22 protein-coding genes and 2 pseudogenes are annotated in these 24228 nt (G+C 58.3%); 12 read left to right on the top strand and 12 right to left on the bottom strand.

Annotated elements, in window-relative coordinates; genetic code table 11:
* Window positions 1–106: 106 nt before the first annotated feature.
* The gene (locus ACO07T_RS04875; RefSeq protein WP_422048606.1) at window positions 107–532 is read right to left on the bottom strand and encodes a transposase; all 426 of its coding nucleotides are present in this window, start codon (window positions 530–532) and stop codon (window positions 107–109) included.
* Window positions 512–643, bottom strand: a pseudogene (locus ACO07T_RS04870) (IS6 family transposase); the annotation flags it as partial. The gene ACO07T_RS04875 and the pseudogene ACO07T_RS04870, both read right to left, overlap by 21 nt.
* Before the next feature lie 241 nt (window positions 644–884).
* Between ACO07T_RS04870 and ACO07T_RS04865 the strand changes: the two are divergent.
* The 7 genes from ACO07T_RS04865 to rfbA all read left to right on the top strand — a co-directional run bounded on the left by ACO07T_RS04865 (window position 885) and on the right by rfbA (window position 7656).
* Entirely contained in the window at window positions 885–1208 is a 324-nt protein-coding gene (locus ACO07T_RS04865; protein ID WP_209058171.1) for a hypothetical protein, read from the top strand.
* A gap of 175 nt (window positions 1209–1383) precedes the next feature.
* Entirely contained in the window at window positions 1384–2769 is a 1386-nt protein-coding gene (ahcY, locus tag ACO07T_RS04860; protein WP_422048477.1) for an adenosylhomocysteinase, read from the top strand.
* A gap of 208 nt (window positions 2770–2977) precedes the next feature.
* Complete coding sequence (locus tag ACO07T_RS04855) at window positions 2978–4144, top strand: nucleotide sugar dehydrogenase (protein WP_422048476.1); 1167 nt, start codon at window positions 2978–2980, stop codon at window positions 4142–4144.
* A 129-nt stretch (window positions 4145–4273) separates the two neighbouring features.
* Window positions 4274–4828: a dTDP-4-dehydrorhamnose 3,5-epimerase gene (gene rfbC / locus ACO07T_RS04850; protein WP_422048605.1), complete on the top strand. Its 555-nt coding sequence runs from the start codon at window positions 4274–4276 to the stop codon at window positions 4826–4828.
* A gap of 4 nt (window positions 4829–4832) precedes the next feature.
* Window positions 4833–5915, top strand: coding sequence for a dTDP-glucose 4,6-dehydratase (gene rfbB, locus ACO07T_RS04845; protein WP_422048475.1), 1083 nt, complete (start codon window positions 4833–4835; stop codon window positions 5913–5915).
* Window positions 5912–6775: a dTDP-4-dehydrorhamnose reductase gene (gene rfbD / locus ACO07T_RS04840; RefSeq protein WP_422048474.1), complete on the top strand. Its 864-nt coding sequence runs from the start codon at window positions 5912–5914 to the stop codon at window positions 6773–6775. Before rfbB ends, rfbD begins: the two co-directional genes overlap by 4 nt.
* A 2-nt stretch (window positions 6776–6777) precedes the next feature.
* Complete coding sequence (gene rfbA / locus ACO07T_RS04835; RefSeq protein WP_422048473.1) at window positions 6778–7656, top strand: glucose-1-phosphate thymidylyltransferase RfbA; 879 nt, start codon at window positions 6778–6780, stop codon at window positions 7654–7656.
* 7 nt (window positions 7657–7663) lie between these two features.
* Here the strand turns inward: rfbA and ACO07T_RS04830 are convergent, their stop codons facing one another.
* Complete coding sequence (locus ACO07T_RS04830; protein ID WP_422048472.1) at window positions 7664–8647, bottom strand: Gfo/Idh/MocA family protein; 984 nt, start codon at window positions 8645–8647, stop codon at window positions 7664–7666.
* Window positions 8648–8859: 212 nt separating this feature from the next.
* Between ACO07T_RS04830 and ACO07T_RS04825 the strand changes: the two genes are divergently transcribed.
* Window positions 8860–9201 (top strand): DUF2853 family protein, encoded by a 342-nt coding sequence (locus tag ACO07T_RS04825; protein ID WP_209058117.1) that lies wholly within the window; start codon window positions 8860–8862, stop codon window positions 9199–9201.
* Window positions 9202–9968: 767 nt separating this feature from the next.
* A complete protein-coding gene (locus tag ACO07T_RS04820; RefSeq protein WP_422048471.1) occupies window positions 9969–11303 on the top strand; it encodes a glycosyltransferase family 4 protein in 1335 nt (444 codons plus the stop codon).
* Between the two features lie 65 nt (window positions 11304–11368).
* Here ACO07T_RS04820 and ACO07T_RS04815 read toward each other — a convergent pair.
* The 6 genes and pseudogenes from ACO07T_RS04815 to tsaD form a co-directional block, all read right to left on the bottom strand.
* Window positions 11369–12072, bottom strand: a pseudogene (locus tag ACO07T_RS04815) (IS6 family transposase).
* Between the two features lie 261 nt (window positions 12073–12333).
* Window positions 12334–12729 carry a DUF1761 domain-containing protein gene (locus tag ACO07T_RS04810; protein ID WP_422048470.1) on the bottom strand — a complete coding sequence of 132 codons (396 nt, stop codon included), beginning with the start codon at window positions 12727–12729 and terminating at the stop codon, window positions 12334–12336.
* A gap of 48 nt (window positions 12730–12777) precedes the next feature.
* A complete protein-coding gene (locus tag ACO07T_RS04805) occupies window positions 12778–13197 on the bottom strand; it encodes an EVE domain-containing protein (protein ID WP_422048469.1) in 420 nt (139 codons plus the stop codon).
* Window positions 13197–13472 (bottom strand): YciI family protein, encoded by a 276-nt coding sequence (locus tag ACO07T_RS04800; RefSeq protein ID WP_209058110.1) that lies wholly within the window; start codon window positions 13470–13472, stop codon window positions 13197–13199. Before ACO07T_RS04800 ends, ACO07T_RS04805 begins: the two co-directional genes overlap by 1 nt.
* A gap of 2 nt (window positions 13473–13474) precedes the next feature.
* Window positions 13475–14428: an NAD(P)H-dependent glycerol-3-phosphate dehydrogenase gene (locus tag ACO07T_RS04795; protein WP_422048468.1), complete on the bottom strand. Its 954-nt coding sequence runs from the start codon at window positions 14426–14428 to the stop codon at window positions 13475–13477.
* Window positions 14425–15522, bottom strand: a complete 1098-nt coding sequence (gene tsaD / locus ACO07T_RS04790; protein ID WP_422048467.1) for a tRNA (adenosine(37)-N6)-threonylcarbamoyltransferase complex transferase subunit TsaD — start codon at window positions 15520–15522, stop codon at window positions 14425–14427. Before tsaD ends, ACO07T_RS04795 begins: the two co-directional genes overlap by 4 nt.
* An 82-nt stretch (window positions 15523–15604) precedes the next feature.
* Here tsaD and ACO07T_RS04785 point away from each other — a divergent pair, with 82 nt between their 5' ends.
* The 3 genes from ACO07T_RS04785 to ACO07T_RS04775 all read left to right on the top strand — a co-directional run bounded on the left by ACO07T_RS04785 (window position 15605) and on the right by ACO07T_RS04775 (window position 19299).
* The gene (locus ACO07T_RS04785; protein ID WP_422048466.1) at window positions 15605–16312 is read left to right on the top strand and encodes a uroporphyrinogen-III synthase; all 708 of its coding nucleotides are present in this window, start codon (window positions 15605–15607) and stop codon (window positions 16310–16312) included.
* 73 nt (window positions 16313–16385) lie between these two features.
* Window positions 16386–17783: a COG4223 family protein gene (locus ACO07T_RS04780; RefSeq protein ID WP_422048465.1), complete on the top strand. Its 1398-nt coding sequence runs from the start codon at window positions 16386–16388 to the stop codon at window positions 17781–17783.
* A gap of 10 nt (window positions 17784–17793) precedes the next feature.
* Window positions 17794–19299: a heme biosynthesis protein HemY gene (locus ACO07T_RS04775; protein ID WP_422048464.1), complete on the top strand. Its 1506-nt coding sequence runs from the start codon at window positions 17794–17796 to the stop codon at window positions 19297–19299.
* Between the two features lie 47 nt (window positions 19300–19346).
* On the opposite strand, the gene ACO07T_RS04770 is transcribed toward ACO07T_RS04775, so the two are convergent.
* The 3 genes from ACO07T_RS04770 to ACO07T_RS04760 all read right to left on the bottom strand — a co-directional run bounded on the left by ACO07T_RS04770 (window position 19347) and on the right by ACO07T_RS04760 (window position 24024).
* Window positions 19347–20594: an NAD(P)/FAD-dependent oxidoreductase gene (locus ACO07T_RS04770; RefSeq protein ID WP_422048463.1), complete on the bottom strand. Its 1248-nt coding sequence runs from the start codon at window positions 20592–20594 to the stop codon at window positions 19347–19349.
* A gap of 84 nt (window positions 20595–20678) precedes the next feature.
* Window positions 20679–23093 carry a response regulator gene (locus tag ACO07T_RS04765; protein ID WP_422048462.1) on the bottom strand — a complete coding sequence of 805 codons (2415 nt, stop codon included), beginning with the start codon at window positions 23091–23093 and terminating at the stop codon, window positions 20679–20681.
* 25 nt (window positions 23094–23118) lie between these two features.
* Window positions 23119–24024 (bottom strand): phosphate/phosphite/phosphonate ABC transporter substrate-binding protein, encoded by a 906-nt coding sequence (locus ACO07T_RS04760; RefSeq protein WP_422048461.1) that lies wholly within the window; start codon window positions 24022–24024, stop codon window positions 23119–23121.
* Window positions 24025–24228: the final 204 nt, after the last annotated feature.

Raw genomic sequence — 24228 nt, 5'->3', positions numbered from 1 at the left:
GACGCCTTGTTTTAGCGATAGAACGGACAATAAATCTACAGAAAATCCGAGCACATGCGGGCGGTTCTATAATCTCATCTGCATCGTGCGTTGTATGACCTGTACCCTATGAGAACCAGACCACGCAAATTGCCTCAAAGACCTCTTTAAAGGTTCGCGCACCGATCCGTCGCAGGTGGGCTCTGAGCGTGGAGAATGCTCTTTCAATGGGGTTCAAGTCGGGTGAGTATGGCGGTAGGTAGAGGAACCAGCAGCCATGGTCGCGCAGTGACTGAGCGGCCTCTTTGTTCCGGTGGGTGGCTAAGTCATCGAGGATGACGACGGCACCGGGGACGATCTCGGGGATCAGCACCTCACGGATGTAAGCGGTGAAGGCCGGGCCGTCCATCGCACCCTTTATGACCACGGCGCGATCAGCTTGTCGTGTTTCAGCCCTGCGATCAGCGTCTTTGTACCCCAACTGCCGAAGGGTGCGTCCATTGTCAGGCGTTCCCCCGTTTTGCACTTCGGTAATCCCACGTTGCAGAGGCATCTCTTCAACTTCGCGTAGGCTTAGATTGAAACGGGTATACAGCCACACCGCGTGGGCGATGATTTGAGGAGGAAATCGGTGACGCTTGTAGCTGATCGATGATGAATTCATCGATGTCAATTATGCCCAAATCCAAACATCAGTAACCCAACAGCAATTAACGTGACAACACCGTTGGGATCACATGCTGCCGCAAAACAACGTGATCACGCGTGTTTTGAAAAACAGCCGCATGGCACCAACATGACTAGCGAGGGGGACACGTAACTTATCTACGTCCTCCCGCGTGTCCCTCTCTCCAACCCCAGCGCCTGTTGCTGATGCAATGGGCCGCGCGTGAAAGGAGAGCGCTATGTTTAAGAGACTTGTAGGATCCGCCCTGTTGTTTGGTATGGCCGCAGCGGCCCCACCCGCATTTGCCCAAGGATGTGCAGATCGCGAGACATTGGTAGAGCGGTTGCAATCCAAATACTCCGAGGTCAGGACCGCCGGGGGCCTGCACGGCTCGGCCTCAAACACCCAATCGGCGGCACTTGTGGAGGTCTGGTCCTCCGAAAAAACCGGAACATTCACCGTGATTTTGACCAATGCGCAGGGGGTCTCCTGTGTGGTCGCTGCCGGGACCGACTGGTTCCAGCACGTGCCGATGCCCGAGCCGCCGGGCGTAAATGGCTAGTAGGTTTAGCGCAGAAAAACTGCATCGCCTGTGTCAGCTGCGTGCAAAGCGCTGAAATATCGACGGATTGGCACGGGCCTCACAGGCTGACAGGCTCAAATCCCTGCGCCGTTGTGCAACACCCATAGGGGTGCTATCTGGTCGCCAAGGAAACCCTGCATAGGAGCTGGGCGCCATGGCGACCGAATACACTGTAAAAGACATTTCGCTGGCCGATTTTGGCCGCAAGGAACTGGATATTGCCGAAACCGAGATGCCGGGCCTGATGGCGCTGCGCGAGGAATACGGCGAAGCGAAGCCACTGAGCGGTGCGCGCATCGTTGGCTCGCTGCATATGACCATTCAGACCGCTGTTCTGATTGAAACGCTGGTGGCTCTGGGTGCGGATGTGCGCTGGGCGAGCTGCAACATCTTCTCCACGCAGGATCACGCGGCGGCGGCGATTGCCAAAGCGGGCATTCCGGTGTTTGCGATCAAAGGCCAGAGCCTTGAGGAGCACTGGGACTATCTCGACAAGTCGTTCCTGTTTGAAGACGGCCCCAACATGATCCTCGATGATGGCGGCGATGCGACGCTTTACGTGCTGTTGGGTGCAAAAGCCGAAGCGGGCGAAGACCTCGGCGTGCCAACCTCTGAAGAAGAGGAAGTGATCCACAAGCAGATCGCCAAGCGTATGGCGGCAAGCCCCGGCTGGTTCACCAAGACCCGCGACGCGATCCAAGGCGTGTCTGAAGAAACCACCACCGGTGTGCACCGTCTCTATGATCTGGTGAAGCGCGGCGAGCTGCCTTTCCCAGCGATCAACGTGAACGACTCCGTCACCAAATCGAAGTTCGACAACAAATATGGCTGTAAAGAGAGCCTCGTGGACGGCATCCGCCGTGCCACTGACACCATGATGGCTGGCAAAGTGGCGGTTGTCTGTGGTTATGGCGATGTGGGCAAAGGCTCCGCCGCCTCCCTGCGCGGCGCAGGTGCTCGTGTGAAAGTCACCGAAGTGGATCCGATCTGCGCCCTGCAGGCGGCTATGGACGGCTTTGAAGTGACCACGCTGGAAGACGAAGCCGCCACCGCGGATATCTTCATCACCACCACCGGCAACAAAGACGTGATCCGCATCGAGCACATGCGCGAGATGAAGGACATGGCGATTGTTGGCAACATCGGCCACTTCGACAATGAGATTCAGGTGGCGAACCTGAAGAACCACAAGTGGACCAACATCAAAGAACAGGTGGACATGATCGAGATGCCATCCGGCAGCCGCTTGATCCTGCTCTCTGAAGGCCGTCTGCTGAACCTCGGCAACGCCACTGGCCACCCATCCTTCGTGATGTCTGCGTCTTTCACCAACCAGGTTCTGGCCCAGATCGAGCTCTTCACCAAAGGTGAGGAGTACAAAAACGAAGTTTACATCCTACCCAAGCATCTGGATGAGAAAGTGGCCGCGCTGCACCTTGCGAAAGTGGGCGCGAAACTCTCCAAGCTCAGCAAAGAGCAGGCGGATTACATCGGTGTCGGCACCGAAGGCCCGTTCAAGCCAGAGCACTACCGCTATTAAGGTGGTTTAGAGCCTGAAATAAAGAAACGGCGCTCCTGAGAAGGGGTGCCGTTTTTTGTTTGGCGCACTGGGTCCGTCAGATCAGATTTTGCGCAAATCTCGGTGGCGCGTTGCCAATTTGCGGCGGATGAAGTTAACACATTGCGACGATCTGGACTCAACTCTGAAGGCATGCTCCAACATGTCCATTGTTATAAGGACCATTTGAATGAAAATTGCTGTTGCGGGTTTGGGGTATGTTGGGCTGTCAAATGCGGTTTTGTTGGCCCAGAACAATGAGGTTGTCGCTGTCGATGTGTCTGAGGCGCGGGTGCAGATGGTCAATGAGCGTGAGTGCCCTATTGTGGATGCGGAGCTGGAAGAGTTTCTGACCTCGCGGGAGCTGCGTTTGACCGCAACCACCGATGCTGCGGCAGCTTACACAGATGCGGATTTTGTGATTGTCGCGACGCCGACGAATTATGATCCGAAGACCAACTATTTTGACACTTCCAGCGTTGAGGCTGTGATCAATCAGGTGATCGCTGTGAACACCTCCGCGACGATCGTGATCAAATCCACCATTCCGGTTGGTTATGTGAGTGACATTCGGGCGCAGATGGATACGGATCAGGTGATCTTCTCCCCCGAGTTTCTGCGCGAGGGCCGGGCGCTTTATGACAACCTGCATCCGAGCCGGATCATTGTGGGGGAGCAGTCAGAGCGGGCGCGGATCTTTGCGGATCTTCTGTTGGAAGGCGCGGTGCGCAAAGATGTGGAGGTGCGCTTCACCGATCCGCAGGAGGCAGAGGCGATCAAGCTTTTTGCCAACACCTACCTGGCGATGCGTGTGGCCTTTTTCAATGAGCTCGACAGCTATGCCATCGCTGGTGGCATGGACTCGCGCCAGATCATCGAAGGCATCAGTCTCGATCCGCGCATTGGGGATCACTACAACAACCCGTCTTTTGGCTATGGCGGCTACTGTCTGCCCAAGGACACAAAGCAGCTTCTGGCGAATTACAACCATGTGCCGCAGAACCTGATCCGCGCGATTGTGGACGCCAACCGCACGCGCAAAGACTATCTCTCCGATCAGATTCTGATGAAGGGGCCGCGGGTTGTGGGGATCTATCGTCTGGTGATGAAAGCGGGCTCGGACAATTTCCGCCAAAGCTCTGTGCAGGGCATCATGAAGCGTCTGAAAGCCAAGGGTGTTGAGGTGATTGTCTATGAGCCGGTGCTTGAGGAAGAGGACTTCTTCCGCTCGCGGGTGGTGCGCGACATTGATGCCTTCAAGGCGGAGGCCGATGTGATTGTCGCCAACCGCATGACAGACGATCTTCTGGATGTGGAAAACAAAGTCTTCACGCGGGATCTGTTTGGCGCGGATTGAGCGCGTTTCAGAGAACGTTTTGACCTCTCTATCCCAGAGTTACAGCCCCTCTGAGTTGCCAATTCCTTTCACCCTATCTATGCGTTGAGGTAACAGCAGCGCGATGCCGCTTTGGCGATGGGAATGACGATGCAGGTAGAAACAACAGCGCTGGACGGGGTGCTTATCCTGACACCAGCACGCTACGGGGATGCGCGGGGGTTCTTTTCGGAGAGCTGGAACAAGCAGCGCATGCTGGAACATGGTATTGATCTGGAGTTTGTGCAGGACAATCATTCGATGTCTGCCGAGGTGGGCACGGTTCGTGGTTTGCATTTTCAGTCTCCGCCACATGCGCAGGACAAATTGGTGCGCTGCGGGCAGGGCGCATTGCTCGATGTTGTCGTGGATGTGCGCAGGGGTTCGCCCACCTACGGGCAACATCTGGCTGTGGAGTTGAGTGCAGAAAACGGCAAACAGCTTCTGGCGCCCAAAGGGTTTCTGCACGGGTTCATCACCCGCGCGCCGATGACCGAAATCATCTACAAATGCACCGATTACTATGCGCCTGACTGCGATGGGGCGGTGCGTTGGGACAGCTGCGGCGTGGATTGGGGCCATGATGGCGCGGTGATCCTGTCTGACAAAGACAAAGCAGCGCCAGCTCTGAAAGATTTTGACAGCCCGTTTACGTGGGAAGGATGACGCGATGAAGATTCTTGTGACCGGTGGTGCAGGGTTCATTGGCTCTGCTGTGGTGCGTCAGGCGATTGCCGCTGGGCATGGTGTGGTGAACGTGGATGCGCTGACCTATGCGGCCTGTCTGGAGAACGTGGCATCGGTTGCGGACAGCCCGAACTACAGCTTCGCGCAGGTGGACATCCGTGACCGCAAGGCGCTCAATCAGGTCTTCACAACGCATCAGCCGGATGTGGTGATGCATCTGGCCGCGGAATCCCATGTGGATCGCTCCATTGATGGCCCCGGCGATTTTATCGAGACCAATATCACTGGCACATTCAACATGCTGGAGGCGGCGCGCCAGTACTGGATTGAGAAGGGCAAACCGGAGGGGTTTCGCTTCCACCACATCTCAACGGATGAGGTCTATGGCAGTCTGCCCGCAGATCCGGAGGTGCAGTTCACTGAGGACACCGCCTATGATCCGCGCAGTCCCTATTCCGCCTCAAAAGCGGCTTCAGACCATCTGGTGCGGGCCTGGGCGGAGACCTACGGGCTGCCGGTTCTGCTGACCAATTGTTCTAACAACTATGGGCCGTATCACTTCCCGGAAAAGCTCATCCCCGTTGTGATTCTGAACGCGCTCGCAGGAAAGCCGCTGCCGATTTACGGCGACGGGTCCAATGTGCGGGATTGGCTTTATGTGGAAGACCACGCCGATGCGTTGCTGACAGTGGTGAAACAGGGCGTTGTTGGGCGGACCTACAACATTGGTGGCGAGAACGAGCGCACCAACCTGCAACTGGTGCAGACGCTCTGTGCGATCCTTGATGAGCTGCGGCCGCGGGAGAGCGGGGCCTATGCCGACCTGATCACATTTGTGACCGATCGCCCGGGCCATGATGCGCGTTATGCGATTGACCCGACCCGCATTCGAGAAGAGCTGGGCTGGCGACCGTCGGTCACCGTGGAGGAAGGGCTGCGCAAGACAGTGGCCTGGTATCTGGACAATGAGGCCTGGTGGCAGCCGCTGCTCAATCGGCATCGCGTGGGAGAACGCATTGGCGAAGATGCGGACCGCAGTGCCAAAGACGCGGCTGATGCGTCATGAAGGCACTGGTGTTCGGAAAAACCGGCCAGGTGGCGAGGGCGCTGATCGCCTGCGGAGAAGCCGAGGCTGGTCTGACCATTGAAGCGCTTGATCGCAGCCAAGCGGATTTCACCCAGCCCGATGCCTGCGCAGCATTGGTCGAGGCGACAGATGCGGATGTTGTGATCAACGCGGTGGCCTATACGGCCGTGGATCAGGCGGAGAGTGACGAGGCGGTTGCGACCACAATAAACGGCACCACTCCGGGGGCGATTGCCGCCGCCTGTGCCGATCGGGGCCTGCCGTTTGTGCATATCTCAACCGACTACGTGTTTGACGGCGCGGGCGAGGCGCCCTTTGCACCAGATCATCCGACTGCACCGCTGGGAGCCTATGGCCGCTCCAAATTAGCGGGCGAAGAGGCGGTGCGTGCAGCGGGTGGCACCCATGCGATCCTGCGCACCTCCTGGGTGTTTTCCGAGCACGGCAATAACTTTGTCAAAACCATGCTGCGGCTTGGGGCGGAGCGCGAGGGCCTCACCATTGTGGCAGATCAGATCGGCGGGCCGACCAGCGCGGCCCATATCGCGCAGAGCTGTCTGACCGTTGCACGCACTCTCACAGCGCAACCGGAGCAAAGCGGCACCTATCACCTTTCGGGCGGACCGGATGTGAGCTGGGCAGATTTTGCCCGAGAGATCTTTGCACAGGCAGGTTTGAGCTGCGCGGTTGAAGACATTCCAAGCAGCGCATATCCAACCCCGGCCGCGCGGCCCGAAAATTCCCGTCTGGACAACAGTCAGACGCTTGCCAGCTTTGGCATAGAGCGGTCTGATTGGCGCATTGAGTTGGCAGACGTTTTGAAGAAATTGGACAGATAGATATGACACAGCGCAAAGGCATCATTCTGGCGGGCGGGACGGGTTCACGCCTGCATCCGATCACCATGGCTGTCTCAAAACAGCTTTTGCCGATCTATGACAAACCGATGATCTACTATCCGGTTTCGGTGCTGATGCTGGCAGGCATTCGCGAGATCTGCATCATCACGACGCCGCAGGATCAGGAACAGTTCAAGCGGCTTCTGGGAGATGGCAGCCAGTGGGGGATCTCGCTCACCTATGTGGTTCAGCCGTCACCGGACGGGCTGGCGCAGGCGTTTATTCTTGCAGAAGAGTTTCTGGATGGGGCGCCCTCCACATTGGTGCTTGGCGACAATATCTTCTTTGGGCACGGCTTGCCTGAGGTGCTGGCAGCAGCCGATCAGCGCGCGGTTGGCGGCACGGTTTTTGGCTATCATGTGCAGGATCCAGAGCGCTATGGCGTGGTGTCGTTTGATGCGGATGGACAGGCGCGCGAGATCGTGGAAAAGCCGGCGGTGCCCCCGTCCAACTATGCGGTGACCGGGCTGTATTTCCTCGATCAGGAAGCGCCGGAGCGCGCGCGCAGTGTCAAACCTTCTCCGCGCGGAGAGCTTGAGATCACCGATCTGCTGCAGACCTATCTGACCGAGGGCAAGCTACATGTGGAGACCATGGGGCGAGGGTATGCCTGGCTTGATACCGGCACCCACGCCTCCCTGCTGGACGCGAGCAATTTTGTGCGCACGCTGGAAAACCGGCAAGGGCTGCAGACCGGCTGTCTGGAAGAGATCGCCTTTGATCGCGGCTGGATTTCGGTGGAGCAGCTTGCCGAGCGCGCCAAGCTCTTTGAGAAAAGCGCCTATGGCGCCTATCTGGCGAAGATCCTGGCAGAGACCTGAGCGCGGCCTAGGGGCGGCAGGCCGCCTCCCATTCGGTCAGAAACTGCATGATTTCCAGACTGTCTGAGAGCCGTGGACTGGGCCGGTCTGCGGCCTTTGCACCGCTGCGTAGAGCGCGCTCTACCATGCGGGTCTGGTGATAGAAGGCATCCTGCTCAGAGCGCACCACGATGTCACGCGCAGGGCCGTCGTAAGGCTGCCAGATCATGCGGCTTTCGCCCGGTTCAGGCAGCCAGGGATTGGTGGCAAACCGCAGCGTGCCTTTGGTGGTCACGATCACAAATTCATGGGCCAGACCATGTCCATCTGTGCTGTGCAGATTGGCAAGAACACCATTGTCAAACCGCACAGAGACACTTGCATCCTGCAGCGCAGCATCTTTGCCAAGGTTGCCAAAGCCCGTGAGTTGCCGGGCGGCAAAAGCCTCCTGTCCGCACATGGTTTGCACCACCAGATGCAGCAGTGAGGCCGGATAACAGCCAAGATTGTAAAGTGTGCCACCTCCCGCCGGATTGACCACCTGCCAGATATCGGCGGCATAAAACCCCGACACAGACCGCAGCTCCCCCACAGAGGGATCGCGCAACACGGTCACAAGCTGCTCCATCAGGGGATGGGCGAGATACATTAGACCTTCCACAAAGAAGGTCTCCGCCTTGCGCACCGAGGCGGCAAGGGCGGTGGCGTCGTCCATGGTTGTGGTCAGGGATTTCTCACACAGCACGGGTTTGCCTGCGGCCATGGCGGCTTCGGTGGCGGCGCGGTGCAGATGGTTGGGCAGCGCGATATAGACCACATCCACATCCGCGTTGGCGAGCAGGGTTGCTTGATCGGTGGTGCTGGCCGGGATGTCATACTGCGCGGCAAGCGCATCCAGCGCCGTCTCGTTGCGGCCGCAGATCATGGCCACAGAAGAGCGCTCACTGGCGCGGATCGCGCCGAGCATGGCGTGCGAAATAAACCCGGTTCCGATGATCCCCCATCGCAGCATGGCGTGTCTCCTGTTGGCTTGAGTGGCGGCCAGATGTCCTATGGCCTGAACCTAGAGAGCGGGCCCGCAAATGGCCAGCACACCGGTTTGGCGGGGAAAGACCGGGCGGTTTTCCCTTTGCGCTTTGTAGCCTGAGAGCTAATTTGACGCGCAAGAGCGGCAGATAGGCCGCTTTCGTTCATAAAAATTGACTAAAATATAAGGGGAGTATCATGGGAAAACGCGACGATTTGATCGCCAAATATGCAGATGATCTGCAAAACAAATGCGGCATGACGCCGGATATGGATCTGCTGACGAAGGTCACGATTGGATGTGGCCCGGCGATCTACAATGATGATGCCTCAACGGTGGCGAGCTCTCAGCCGGAAGAGATCGAAATCGTGAAAAATAACTTTCTCATCAAGAAGTTGGGCCTTTCAGACGGGCCGGAGCTGATGCAGGCGATTGACGCGGTGTTTGAGACTTACGGGAAATCCGAGCGCAACAAATACCGTGCGGTTGTCTACTACATGCTGACCAAGCATTTTGGCAAAGAAGCCCACTACGGCTAAAGACTACACCACTCACGAAAGGCGCGTGTTTTGGCGATCTGGCCAAGCGCGCGCCTTAAGTCTTTCCAAAACCCTGATGGATCCCCTCATATTGTCGGTACTTGATAATTGAAACAGCGCGGGGGTCTGCGCTAGGCATAATGTGTCGGGCTAGGACGGCCGGACCCTAAGAGATAACAGACGCGTGTGGTGGTATGGGAGCACGCGGGGGGCATAGGGGGTCTGACCGAGTGGAAGCAGGCCCCCTATGTTTTATTTTGAGCACGACAAACGGATGCTTAAACCGGCACATGCCAAATTAGCCTATATTGCGAAGCTGAGCCTGAAGGGCGTTCAACGGCGTTCAGCCCAACCGAGACCTTGTTGCTGCAGAACTCTGTGCGCGGAGGGTGTTTCGGATTCTAAGTGTCCTTACTGAAAGTTGGCTCCTTGGTTGCTTTAATTTTGTGCGATCTAGCGGCGCTGACACGCAAATATCCGAAACAAAGGGCTATCTGGTACATGCGCGTTGAATTGCCGATGATTTACCGCCTAGCTTCACTTTGAGCACCGTAACCTTGAAATCGAATGGAAGCTGCGTTATGGGCTGCTGTGAGTGGCAAACATATGCATTCAGACAGCTGCAACCGGGGCTAGAAATGCGAAGATGTGCAAATTGGCAACGGCCCGTTTGAAACAATTGACCTTGGTTGAAACAGCTTTGATGGTTTTACAGTTGCGTAATAATAAAGCTACACAATTTAAGATAGATTTCACTGAGAATACCCATGATTGATCCAATTGACGCAGGATACGTCTTCCCGCTGCTTGTCTCCTTTGGTGTTAGCTTCGGATTGTGTTGTCTCTTTGCGTTGGCGCCGAGTCTCTTTCTCAATCAAGAGCACATGCACAATGACCTGAATGCTCGTCAGGCAGAACATAAACGACCCACACCGAGAATAGGTGGCGTAGCGGTTGTACTCGGGGTGGCAGTGACCTCCGCAATCTATTGGCAGAGAATAGAAAGTGATTTGATTTGGGCGCTCGCGGCGACCGCGATTGTTTTTGCGGTTGGACTTCGTGAAGATTTGCACCGGGATATGTCTCCCAAAGTCCGACTGCTGGCGGCATTCGCTTCGGCAAGTCTCGCAATGCTTCTGACCGGTGCTTTGTTGCCAAGGCTTGGTGTGCCTTTTTTAGACAGTGCTGTCGCCCTGACGTTTGTAGGTGTTTTACTCACCCTTTTGTGGTCAGCTGGGGCTTGTCACGCCCTCAACCTCATTGATGGTTTGAACGGCCTCGCCTCCGGCTATAGCATGATGGCTTCCGTGGCATTCTTTGTTATCGCCGGGATGACGGGCGATTATGATATCCAATTTGTGTCGGGTGTGTTGACCCTGGCGCTGCTTGGATTTTTCGTTCTCAATTGGCCGCATGGCTATCTGTTTCTTGGCGATGCCGGGGCCTATGCTATCGGGCACATCCTATCTTGGCTCGGTATTATTCTGTTGGTTCGCAACCCTGAGGGTGCCGGGCTTGCCGTACTGCTGGTTCTTTTCTGGCCAGTGGCTGACACCGCCTTTGCGATTTGGAGACGGCGGCTATTGGACAAAGAGACAGACCAACCTGACCGTCTCCATTTTCATCACCTAGTGGTACGCGCATTGAGGATTTTTTTCGGAAAAAAACTCAAATCAGAGCTTTATAACCCGTTCGGGACGCTTGTGCTGTTTCCGTTTGTTGCTGCGCCAATCATTGCAGGTGTGATTTCGTGGCAGAATGGTCTGTTAGCCCTCTTCTTTTTGTTCCTGTTCGGGACACTCTTTATCGGTAGCTATGTCGTGTCGATGAACTTTTTCCGAAACCGAAGATTTAGCCAGAAAGAGGCTGCTAAGTTGGCTATTCGTCAAACTGAAGCGCGTCCCATCGAAGTGTCCTCATTGTCTGGAGTATACGGTGAGGGCCTTCAGTCGACCAACCTTCAAATTTTTAAACGCTCAGAGGGTGGAAACTGGAGCATAGCCTCAAAAGATCAGCAGGGCGATGAGATTACGATCTTTGACAAGTTCACGACGGATCATGAGGCTTGGGACTATTTCAACGCTTCTTTGGCAAAAGACTGATTATTGGGCTTGGTGGTGTTGTCACGTTAACCGGTAATCTACATAGCGATTCTGGTGTTCGGATTTCAAGCGGCCTTTGTGGCAGCATCCCGGGCGTCAAATGTCTCAAGGCGGTGATATCTGATCGTTAGTGCTGAGCGACGGACAATGGAGGGGACACCAAAGCTATTGTGGATTACTGAATAGATGGCCACGAACCGCTGTAGTCTGGCTGGAGAGCGGTACCTTGCATTGTTTGTTCTCGCTTTCTGAATGGGAGGTGACTGTTTTCAGCGCGATTTTTGAGACCCTTGTACGACCAGTGATCGAGGCCCGGCACGATCTCCCGTTTTGGCGGCGCCATATGCATGCAGCTTGTCCGTGATGATCCGTTTGGGAGTAAAACCAAGACGCTTTATCAGGCAGTGTAACAGCCGTTTGGCGGCTCGTTGGTTACGTTTAGGTTGGATGATTTCGTCCAGAACGACGCCGTGATGATCTACCGCGCGCCAAAGCCAATAATTGCAGCCAAAAAATCTCACGACAACCTAATCGAAATGCCATAAATCGCCGGGACGGCCCTGTCGCCGTCGAAATTTGCGAGCGATTTGTCGCCCGGGTTGATGACCCTGCGCCGGACAGTTTCATAAAACACATCGATCCTATGCTGCAACAGCAACTCTTCAACTTCGTGTAGGCTTGGATTGAAACGGGCGTACAACCACACTGCATGGGCGATGATTTGAGGAAGAACCCGGTGACGCTTGTAGCTGTTCGATGATGAATTCAACGATGTGACTTATGCCAGAATCCAAACGTCAGCAACCGAACAGAAATTAACGTGACAACACCCCACTTAACCCTTCTTTTACCAGTTTCTGAAGCTGCGCCCGCAGCGCATCTGGCAAAGATGCTGACATAATCCATTCTCTCAAATAGGATGAACTACAGATTGCACCTTAGTGGAAATCCTTCGATTCTGGTTTTGGCTCGAACGTTTTAGTCGTTCAGCTACAGCTCTAAGCATAGACTATCCCGTTAACTGCCCATCTCAAAACAAAGTCAGCACCACACCCATAATCCCGCAGCCGATGGTGGCGTAGCCGCCGTCAATCAGCATCAGGACACGCGGGCGACCTGCGAAGCTGTAGTTGGTGATGATCCAGGGTGTTGCCAGAAACAGGCCAATACCCAGCCCGCCGATCAACCCTGCGCCGGAGCTGGTGATGCCGGAGAGCGCAAAGATGTGGCGCATCATGCCCGCCACAATCAGCGTGCAGACAAAGGCGGCGATATAAGGGGCCGGATTGCTGGCGTTGAGGGGGCGGCCGTTGTCGCCCAGCTTGACCTCAGCGGCGGCCATCCAGGGTTTGGCCAGCACCATGTACCAGACCGACCCAAAGACATAAGACGCCACAGCGGCGACACATACGGCTAGAAATCCCATGGAACCCTCCCCGTTCACATTTGGACTGGGGAGAGTATGCCTGAAAACTCAAGGTTTGACACCGCCCAGATCACAGACGATGGCCCATTCCTCGGCGGTGACGGGCTGCACCGACAGGCGGGAGCTTTTCACAAGCGCCATTTCGGTGAGGCGCGGATCGTCCTTGATCATGGCAAGCGTCACCGGTTTGGGCACAGGCGCAATGGCCTTGATGTCCACGCACTCCCAGCGCGCGTCATCTGTAGTGCTGTCTTGGTGCGCTGCGGCGCAGACCTCAATGATCCCGACCACGGATTTCTCTTTCTGGGAGTGATAGAAAAAGCCGCGGTCGCCCACGGCCATGTCCCGCATGAAATTGCGCGCCTGATAGTTGCGCACGCCGTCCCATTCTTCGCCAACCTCGCCTTTGGCGACTTGCTGATCCCAGCTCCAGGTGGAAGGCTCAGATTTGAACAGCCAATAGCGCATCAGCCCAGTACCTTGTTCCAGGCGGTCAGCTCCACGCTCTCAAACAGGCCAGCGGCCTTGTATGGGTCCGCAGCAGCCCAGGCTTCGGCTTCGGCCATATCCGCGACGTTCAGGATGATCAGCGAGCCGCACATGTCACCGGCCTCGTCCAGAAACGGGCCTGCCATCATGACAGTCTCGCCAGAGCTTTTCAGATAGGCCACGTGGTCGTCACGGTTGGCCTTGCGAATGTCCAATGCGCCGGCTTTGTCTTTGGCGATGAGGGCGATCAGCATATTTATTCCTCCTTGGGTGGTCTTGAGAGCAACATTTCCATGGCGTCGCGGATTTGCAAGCCCCCATCGAGGATCGCAACCACCGCAGCGGTGATGGGCATGTCAGTGTTCAGGGTTTTGGCGCGTGCAAGTGCGGCCCGGGCGGTGGCGGCGCCTTCCACCGTCACCGACGCATCAAAGCTGTCGCCCCGACCGAGGGACAGACCAAAACTGTAGTTGCGCGATTGCTCCGATGAACATGTCAGGGTGAGGTCACCAAAGCCGGAGAGCCCAGCCAGCGTGTCGCCTTGGGCACCCAGCGCACGCGCCATACGCACCATTTCCGCATAGCCACGGGTCATCAGCGCAGCGCGCGCGCTGTCACCCAGCCCCGCGCCCATGGCGACGCCACAGGCGATGGCGATCACGTTTTTTAACGCGCCGCCCAGCTCTGCACCGACGGTGTCAGTTGTGCGATAGATCCGCAAATTGGGCGATATCAGTCTCTGTTGCAGCGCTTTTCCGGTGTCTTCATCCGGTGTTGCCAGCGTCAGTGCCGTGGGCAGGCCTCGGGCAATATCGGCGGCAAAACTGGGGCCGGTGAGGATCGCAGGCGTGGCATCTGGCAGCACATCGCGGATCACCGCCACAGGGCCAAGCTCGGTGCCCAGCTCCACCCCTTTGCAGCAGGCCACAAGGGTGCGGCCGGAGAGCTCTGGATGGGCTTCCAGAACGCCGCGCAACCGCTGCATGGGCACCGCCAGCAGGATGACATCTGACAGGGCGTCAGTAAAATCGGCGGTGACGCTCAGGGTGTCGGGCAGGGTCACGCCGGGCAGGCGCGGGTTTTCCCTAGTGTTCTGCATCACCTCGACGGCCTCGGCATCACGCGCCCAAAGGGTCACCTCGGTGCCACCTTTGGCAAAGGCCACGGCAAGTGCGGTGCCAAAAGCGCCTGCGCCTAAAACGGAGATCATGCTTTGGCCCCTTTCTTGCCGGAGCCAAGAAGCGCGGGCGCGGATTGATCCAGCGGCCAGCGGGGGCGTGCCACAAGCGACATGTCGTCCTGCTCCCCTGCACGAAACCGTTCCAGCCCGGCGTAAGCGATCATCGCTGCGTTATCGGTGCAAAGCGCCAGTGGCGGCGCGGTGAAGGTCACGCTAAGATCGGCACAAACAGTCTCTAATCTGGCCCGAATGGCGGTGTTTGCCGCCACGCCACCGGCCACAGCCAGAAGCGGCTCAGAGGGGTTTTCCGCCAGATATGTCTCCAGCGCGCGGCGGGTCTTTTCCGCCAGCACATCCACCGCAGCGGCCTGAAATCCGGCGCAGAGGTCGGCGCGGTCCTGCACGGTCAGCCCGCCTTTTTCGGCGATGATGGCATCACGCTGGCGCAACAAAGCGGTCTTCAGGCCGGAGAAAGACATGTCGCATCCGGGCCGATCCAGCAGTGGGCGGGGGAAGCGAAAGCGCTTGGCATCGCCTTTCTCTGCCTCCGCCTGTACCGAAGGCCCGCCCGGCTGCGGCAGGCCCAGAAGACGTGCGGTTTTGTCAAAGGCTTCGCCGGGGGCGTCATCAATGGTGCCGCCAAGGCGGGAGAATTTCTCAGGGCCATGGGCAATGAGAAACTGGCAATGCCCGCCCGACACCAGCAGCATCAGATAGGGGAAGGCCACCTGATCGGTGAGGCGCGGGGTCAGGGCGTGACCGGCAAGATGGTTCACCCCGATGAGCGGGATGCCAAGGCTGGCCGACAGCCCTCTGGCGCACATCACACCGGAAATTACCCCGCCAATCAGCCCGGGCCCCGCGGTGACGGCAATGGCGTCCAGATCCTTCAGGGTCACGCCGGAGGTGTCCAAAGCCTGCTGAATACAGATGTCCACCTTCTCGGCATGGGCGCGGGCGGCGATCTCCGGCACCACGCCGCCGTAGGGGGCGTGCAGATCGGTTTGCCCATGGACAACGGAAGCGAGGATATCGGCCTCAGCGCCCGCAGGTTGGCGCAAGATCGCGGCAGCGGTGTCATCACAGCTGCTCTCAATGCCAAGAATGGTGAGCGTTTCAGTCATGGCGGCGGGTGTCCTTGCCGTTGCGCGTGGGTTCTGTGGCAGGTAACACCTCCCTATCGTTCAAACAATCCCGGTGGCCTGAATGCCGCAAACACCCGCTTCGATTTTGCTGACCCGACCTTTGGCGGATGCGGAGCGGTTTGCGGAGGTGTTGCGTTCGCGCGGTGTGGCGGTGTCGATTGAGATTTCCCCGATTGTGGAGATTGTGCCCACCGGCGCGGAGGTCGACCTCTCAGATGTCACGGGTGTTGTGTTCACCTCCCGCAATGCGGTGGCGGCGATTGCGGGGCAGGATCTACCCGCCTGGTGCGTTGGCAAGGCTACGGCAGAGATGGCAGCGGCCAAGGGCTGGCGTGCCATTGCAGCGGAAGGCGACGCGGATGCGCTTTATGCGCGAATTTCAGCCGACGCGCCCAAGGGGCCGCTTTTGCATCTTCGCGGGGTTTTGTCGCGGGGCGATTTGGCCGCTCGGCTGACCGATCTGGGCATCGAGACGCGCGAAACGGTGGTGTACCGGCAGGTCCCTTGTGCGCTGTCAGAGGCCGCAAAATCGCGTCTCATGCAGGAAAAGCCCGTCTTAGTGCCGCTTTTTTCGCCAAATGCCGCAGACCAATTTGCGCATCAGTTGCAGGGGCTTGGCCCGATCAAGGCCGCTTTGCACGTGGTGGCGATCAGTGGCGCGACACAAGATGCCTTGGGGAATTTGCCATGTGAACAGGTTGTTTTGGCGGCCAAAAAAGAGGCGGGGGCCATGGCGGATGCGATCACGAGACTGTTGGACGCAGGGTGACGCATTGAGCGAGTCGCCACGCTCGCCTAGACTTGGTGCTGCATTTGCAAAAACGGATTCGAAAGGGTGACCGGTGGGGACCACGGACAAGTCGGACAAGCCGAACAAGGATCAGGTGGAGGTGGTGGAGGCCGCGGACACGATCGAAGATGCCGAAATAGTGGAGGAGAGCGCCGCGGAGGAGGCTGAGGAGGTTTCCGAGGAAATCGCAGCGGAGGCCCCTGAAACGGCCGATGTAGAGGCCACTGAGGAGACAACCCTGGAGGAGACAGCGGAGACCGCTGAGCAAATTTCAGACGAAGATCCTGAGGACGGCGTCGAGGCAGCGGATCAGGCGGACGACATGGCCGCTGACGCAACAGAGGAAGAGGACGCCTCTGAAGACGCTTCGGATACTGATCTCTCTGAGGACGCGCCGGACAGTGCAGACGAGCCATCCGCGCAAGAGCCGGAGTTTGAGCGCGTCGCCTCTGAAAAGCCTGAGCCAGCAGCGCCAACACCCGCGCCACAGGACGCCCGTCGCGGCGGCTTTGTGCCGATGGTGTTTGGCGGTGTCATCGCGGCTGTCATCGGATTTGGCGGGGCGATCTATTTTGGCGATCAGCTTGGTCTTGACGGCGACACCAAGGCGGCGCTTGCCGAGCTCACCGCGCAGCTTGAAGCACAGAATGCCACGCTGGCTGAGCTGCAGGGCGGTGTGAGCGCAAGCTCTGCTGCGGCAAGCGGGGCGCAAGGCGCAGCGGATGCGGCAGCAAGCGCGCTTGAGACGTTGCGCGCGGATGTGGGCAGTCTGTCTGAGGCGGTGGCCACTTTTGAAGCGCGCCTGATGGATATCGAAAAGCGCCCGTTGACCGAAGGGTTGGGCGCGGCGGCGGTGGCCGCCTATGAGCGCGAGGTGAAAGACCTCAAAGATCTGGTTGCGGCCCAGAAAGCGGAAGCGGCGGAGTTGAAAGACCGCGCGGATTTGTCGGCCAAGACGGCATTGGCGCGCTCTTCTGTAACGCGCATCGTTGCCGCGCTTGAGAGCGGCGCGCCGTATCGGGCTGCGGTGGTTGATCTGCGGTCTGCCACCGGGCAGGAGGTTGCGCCGGTTCTGGAGCAGTTTGCCGATGACGGGATCATCCCGCTCTCAGCGCTGATCGAGAGTTATCCGGATGCGGCGCGTGCGGCCCTGGCCAAGGCGCGGGCGGATAAGGTGGATGATGCCCAAGGCAGCACCCTTGGCAATTTCTTCAAAACCCAGTTTGGTGCACGCTCTGTTGAGGCCCGCGAAGGCAGCGACACAGATGCGATCCTCAGCCGGGCCGAAGCGGCCCTGAAGGCGGGTGATCTGGCGACAGCGCTGGGCGAGATCGACACATTGGCCGAGGGGCCGAAATCCGTGATGGCAGAGTGGGTTGCGCAGGCGCAAACCCGGGCTGACGCCACGCAAGCTGCCGAAGATCTGGCACAAACCCTAAACAGTAACTGAAGGTCATTTCATGCTCTGGTCCCTGATCAAAATTATTGCGTTTGTTGCCATTGTCACCGGGCTGACCTTTGGCTCGATTTACCTGCTTGAAAGCGAAGGCGGCGTGATGCTGACCGTGGGCGGGGTGGAATACAGCCTCGGCCCGTTCCAGACCGCGCTGGCGCTGGCCGCTCTGGTGGCCACTGTCTGGGTGGGCATCAAGCTTCTGGGCTTCCTTGTGGCGGTTCTGAAATTCCTCAACGGGGATGAAACCGCGATCAGCCGCTATTTTGACCGCAATCGCGAGCAAAAGGGCTATCAGGCGTTGTCTGACAGCGTCATGGCGCTGGCCTCCGGCGAAGGACGCATCGCGATGGACAAAGCGCGGCGCGCAGAACGGCTGTTGATGAAGCCGCAGCTGACCAACCTCATTGTGGCGCAGGCTGCTGAGATGCATGGCGACGCCAAAAAGGCCGAGGAAACCTACAAAAAGCTGCTCAATGACGAGAGCACGCGGTTTGTCGGTGTGCGCGGCCTGATGAAGCAGAAGCTGGCGGCAGGCGACACCGATGTGGCGCTGAAGCTGGCGGAAAACGCCTTTGCGCTGAAGCCGCGACATGAAGAGGTGCAGGACACGCTGCTGCGGCTTCAGACCGAAAGCAAAGACTGGAAAGGCGCCCGTGGCACGCTGAACGCCAAGCTGCGTCACGGCAATCTGCCGCGCGATGTGCACCGCCGCCGCGATGCGGTTCTGGCGCTGTCGGAAGCCAAGGATGTGATGGCCGAGGACACCTCGATCGAGGCGCAGGAGCAGGCGATTGAGGCCAACCGTCTGTCGCCGGATCTGATCCCTGCGGCGGTTCTGGCGGCGCGCGGCTATATTGAGAAAGGCAAAGCGCGCTATGCGACACGCCTGCTCAAGAAAGCCTGGGACACGCAGCCGCATCCGGATCTTGCCGCTGCCTTTGCCGAGATCGCCCCTGATGAAACGCCTGAGGCGCGCATCAAGCGCTTTGGCGCGTTGATCAAGACCACGGCGGAGCACGACGAGAGCAAAATGCTCATGGCGGAGCTCTATATTGCGGCGGAAGATTTCCCGGCGGCACGCCGTGCGCTGGGCGATCTGGTTGAGAGTGCGGCCACGCAGCGGGTGCTGACCATCATGGCGGCCGTGGAACGTGGCGAAGGCTCAAGCGACGCCGTGGTGAAAGGTTTCCTCGCCAAAGCACTGAGCGCGCCGCGTGGCCCGCAATGGGTGTGCGACAACTGTGGCCACATCCATGCGGAATGGGCGCCAACCTGTGAGACCTGCCACAGCTTTGACACGCTGAGCTGGGTGGCTCCGCCGGAAGTCGAAGGTCAGAGCCAGGCCAGCGCGGCCATGCTGCCACTGATCATCGGTGCGCTGGAGGATCACTCCGAACACTCCTCTGTCGAAGATGCCGAAGAGGTCTCGGAGGCGGATGATCAGGTGGTGGAAGGCTCAGCAGTGGAAGCTGAGGTGGCCACACCGGAAGCGGAACGCAAATCCGCCTGATCCTTAATAAAACTTAGAACATCGCCCGCCACGTTGCGGGCGATGTTTCATGTGAAACGTTGCGGGTGGTAGGGCGCGAGGTCCATGTTGGGCGTCTTGCCGGTGATCAGATCCGCCACCAGACGTCCGGTTTTTGCACCACCTGTGAGGCCGATGTGCTGATGGCCAAAGGCCGCAAACACACCGCTTGTGCCAATTTCTCCCAACATCGGCAGGCTGTCGGGCAGCGTCGGGCGGAAGCCGAGCCACTCCTCTTCGCTGTCAGCGCGCAGATCAGGGAACACCTCTGCCACCTTGCGGCGCAGCAGCTTGAGCGGGGCTTTGGATTTCTGCTCTGACAGGCCGCCAAACTCGACAATCCCGGCACAGCGCAGCCCTTGATCCATGGGCGTGGCCACAAACTTGGCGTCCGCGATCATCATCGGATTGTTGGGCTGCACCGACGGGTTGCGGTAGGTGACGTGGTAGCCGCGTTCGACCTCCAGCGGCACAGTGAGGCCCAGTTTGTGCGCCAGATCCTTGGACCAGATCCCGGACGAAAGCACCGCGCGGTCACAGTCGATGCGGCCCTGATCGGTCAGAACGGCGGAGATGTCTCCCCCTGAGAGATCAAAATCCCGCACCTCCGCCTGCACAAAGCGGCCACCCATGCCGGTGAACGTCTCCACCAGCGCTTTCACGTAAGACGCGGGGTTGAGGATATAGCCATGGGCTTTGTTGACCGCGAGCAGGCCGATGTCCCCGCCCAGAATGGGCTCCATCTCCCGTATCGCCTGCCCTTCAACGAGGTCGGGCACAAAGCCCATCTCGGCGCGCATGTCCCAGACGTAGCTGTCGGCGTCAAATGCGGCGCGGTCTTTGTAGGCAAAGAGATAATCGGTGTCTTTGATCCAGCGCTCCGCCGCGGTGCCCGCGGCGAGCGCCTTATGTTGCTCGACGCTGTCACCAATCAGATCTGTCAGCGCCTGGGTGATGCGGCGCACATGGGTGTCGCTGGAATATCCCATGAATTTCAGCAACCAAGGCACCAGCCGGGGCAGGTGGCCCCATTGCATGAAGAGCGGGAAATCAGGATTGAGCAGATAGCCCGGCGCCTTTTTGGCCAGACCCGGCGTTGCATTGGGCAGGATGGCGCAGCTGGCCAGCAGGCAGGCATTGCCAAAAGAGGCACCCATGCCCGGCGCGCCCTTGTCAATCAGCGTCACTTCACAGCCTGCGCGCCGCAGCCAAAGCGCCGTGGCCGCGCCATTGATGCCCGCGCCCACCACCACAACATGCTGTGTTGTCTTCGCCATGTTCCGCTCCTTGCAACTTCGCCGAGTGTTGCAGGGCAAAGAGCGGAATTTCAATAGCTTGCGCGTCTCGAGCGGCGATCAATATCAAAGTTCAGCAATGATCTTTTTGAGCTGCTGAAGTTTGATCGGTTTGGCCATATGCGCGTCCATCCCGCTTTCCAGACAGGCCTCCCGATCCTCGGGAGCGGAATGGGCTGTCAGCCCGACAATCTGGCTGCGGGCCGCACCGCCAAGCGCCTCAAGCGCGCGGATTTCGCGGGTCGCGTCCAGCCCGTTCATCACCGGCATGCTCACATCCATCAGCACCAGATCGGGGCGATGCGTGCGGAACCGGTTGATCGCCTGTTCCCCGTCATTGGCGGAGTAATGGCTGATCCCAAGCCGTGTGAGGAAGACTTCGATGAGTTTGCGGTTGGTTTTGTTGTCATCCACGATCAGGATGGTTTTGTCCTCAGGCAGCTCCGAAAGCTCCTGCGCGATGGGTTTGGGCGCGCCATTGGCGGCAAAGAAGGCCTTGGGTGCGGCGGCCTCTTCTGCGTCGATTTCATCCGGCACGAGGGCGGCCAGCAGCTTGGGTGTCAGCACAGGTTTCAGCAGTTCGGCATCGGCCTGCGGTGTTTTCACCTTGTCGGTCTTGAGCGCTTCGCTGATCGGTTTGACCACGATCAGACGCGCCTTCTTGCGGCCCTGAGCCGCCTTGAGCTCGGCAAAGAGCTTGGCCTGCTCCATATCGGGCAGGGAGGTTTCCGTGATGATCACCTCGTAGGGTTCCTTGGCCTCCGTGGCGGCGCGCAGGCTGCTGAGCGCGGCGGCGGCGGTCTCAAAGGTCTGCGCCTCAGCCCCCCATTGGCTCAAGGTTTCCTTGGTCACAAACAGCGCTGTGGGTTCGGATTGCAGAACCAGAACCCTGAGGCCTTCCAGATCGACGCTGTCCTCGGAATGCAGCGGCGGCGGCGTGTCAGGCTTTTTGATCGGAATTGTGAATTTGAACGTGGTGCCTTTGCCCAGTTCAGAAGTGACCCAGATGCGCCCGCCCATGAGTTCGGTGAAGCCTTTGGCAATGGCAAGGCCCAGACCGGTGCCCTGATGGCGGCGGCTGTAGGAGCCATCCACTTGCGTGAACTGGTCAAACACGGTTTCAAGCTTGTCTTTCGGGATGCCGATGCCGGTGTCGCAGACATCCACCTGCATCACCTCGCGCCCGTCATCCTTTTTGAGCGTGGCGTTGATCAGCACATAGCCTTCTTCGGTGAATTTCAGCGCGTTGCCGACAAGATTGATGATGATCTGCTGCAGGCGCGAGTCGTCGCCCATAAGGGATTTGGGCAGTTCCGGCGCCACCCGTGTGATCAGATCAACGCCCGCCTGCGCGGCCTGAAAGGAGAGCATCTGCGCGGTGTTTTCGATCACGTCGCTGGGGCGGTAGGCCTCTTCGCGCAGGGTCATGTGATCGCTGTCGATCTTGGAGAAATCCAGAATGTCGTTGATGATCCGCAGCAGGGTGGAGCCGGAACTGTGGATCGATTCTAGCAGGTTTTGCTGATCCACTGACAGATCGGTGTCCGCCAGCAGCTCCGCCATGCCAAGCACCCCGTTCATCGGTGTGCGGATCTCGTGGCTCATGCGCGCAAGGAACTGGGATTTGGCCTTTTCGGCGGCTGTGGCCTGTTCCGCTGCGATTTGCAGCTCTTGGTTCTTGAGGTTCAGGTCGCGGCCCGACACCTCAAGCTTGGTCTGCGTGTCCTCCAGCGATTGCACCCAGGCGCGCAGGTTGCCCAGCATCAGGTTGAAACTGTTTGCGAGGCTTTCGACCTCATCATTGGTGCGGATGACAATGGACTGATTGAGGTTGCCTTTGGCGGCGCGTTTTGTGGCGCTGTTCAGACGCGCCAGCGGCTCGGTCAGACGGCGCGACACCCAGATGCTCAGCAAGACGCCGGTGAGGGTGAAAAACACGCCAAAAAGCAGGTTCCGGCGCAGCACAAGGTTCACTTCCCGGCTGGCCGGTTCCCCATCCAGATCAAAGCGGATCGTGCCGTAGTTCACATTGCCATAGATCACCGGCACCGCCACCTGAATGCGGTTGTCCTCGGAGATGATATTGGTTGTTTGGGTCTCTGTGGCCAGCGTGATCAGCGGATCTTCGACGCGGCTGAGAAAGAGCGCATTGGCATCCTCTTCGCCGTTCACCAGCAGATAGCTGTTTGGGTCGACAAACTTGAGGCTTAGGATGTCGGGCTGGCGCATCAGCTCCTGATAGATGATGTCGAGCTCCGCCGGACGCCCCTCAAAGAGGTAGGGCAGGGTGACTTCCTGGATCAGGATCCCCAGCGCGTCCGAGCGCTCCGAGAAACGCGTGCGCACCAGTTCCAGCTGGGTCAGGGTGTTGAGATAGATCAGCGTGGTCACAAAGGCGCCGATCATGAGGCCGAAGTACAGCGTCATGCGACGGCCAAGACCGTAGGTCATCGATTGCCATGTCTGGGAAAAATAGCTCAAAGGTCGTTTCTTCTCTGCGGACACGCTACTGTATCCCCGCCTTTTCGAGGTCGCTCAGTATTTTGTTGATCCTTTCAAACAGCCGATTGCGACCATCTGGAAAATCATCAAACGCGCTGGTGTTCTGCAGTTTTTTAAGCACGTTGCGACCTTCTTCTGACTCTTGCATACCCAGCAACACAGAGCGTACGTCTGAGAGCGTGTCGGGGTTCAAACTCTCCCGATGCAACAACACCTGACGCGGAAACTTTGCGGAACTGGCGATGACGCGATACTCACCCGGCCGGGCTGCGCGCAAGGCCTGAAACGCATCCAGATTGGTGGCCGCCGCGTCCACACGCTGGCTGGCGATCAGAAAAATGGTGTTTTTATCGTGTGAGGAGAACACAAAGTTCACTTCACCCTCTTCGGCAACCTGCGTCTGGTTCAGCTTCTCACGCAGACGCAGGCCGTGTTGCACAATGATGTGGGCGGGCAGCAGAAAGCCGGCCGAGGATTCCGGTTCGCTGAAGGCAATGGTCTTGCCTTCGAGATCGTCCAGCGTGGTGATCCCGCTGTTCACATGGGCGATGATCACCGAAAAATAGGGGCCTGCGGTTTCCTGATGGCGGCGCAGAAATGGCTGTGCGCCGGACATCTTGGCCACTTTGCCGGCCACAAGCGGGCTGTCGATGAAGATGTCGACCTCGTTGCGTTTGATCGCATCCGCCATTTGATCGGCGCTGGACACCACCATCAGCCGAACATTGGTCACCGCGGTGCCGCGCATTTCTTCCTCAACATAAGCCGCGAAAGGCTCATATATCTTCATCTGCGCGCGGATGCCCTGGTTCATCGTGCCAATGGTCAACGTCTCCGCCACCGACATATGCGGGGCGCAGTGAACACCGGCGACAGCCAATGTGACGAACAACCTGATAAGACGCAGCATTGCGATAAACCCCAATGACTTAGATAAGCCGACAGATGGAACGTCTTGACGACTATTTAACAGAGGTAAAAAAACTGTTGAAATTTGGGCGGTCTGCCAAATTCGTCAAAAATTTTTCGTAAGTTTGCGCAGAGCCTGTGCTGCTCTGGTTGTGGCCCACTGAAATCCGGCGGCGCGATTCTTGCTGGGTGCGTTGCATCCCCC

Origin of the sequence: Shimia sp., from assembly GCF_965227725.1 — a bacterium.
GTDB lineage: Bacteria > Pseudomonadota > Alphaproteobacteria > Rhodobacterales > Rhodobacteraceae > Shimia.
Note: the sequence above shows the minus strand (reverse complement) of the source record. Positions and strands in the feature narration are given on the sequence as shown.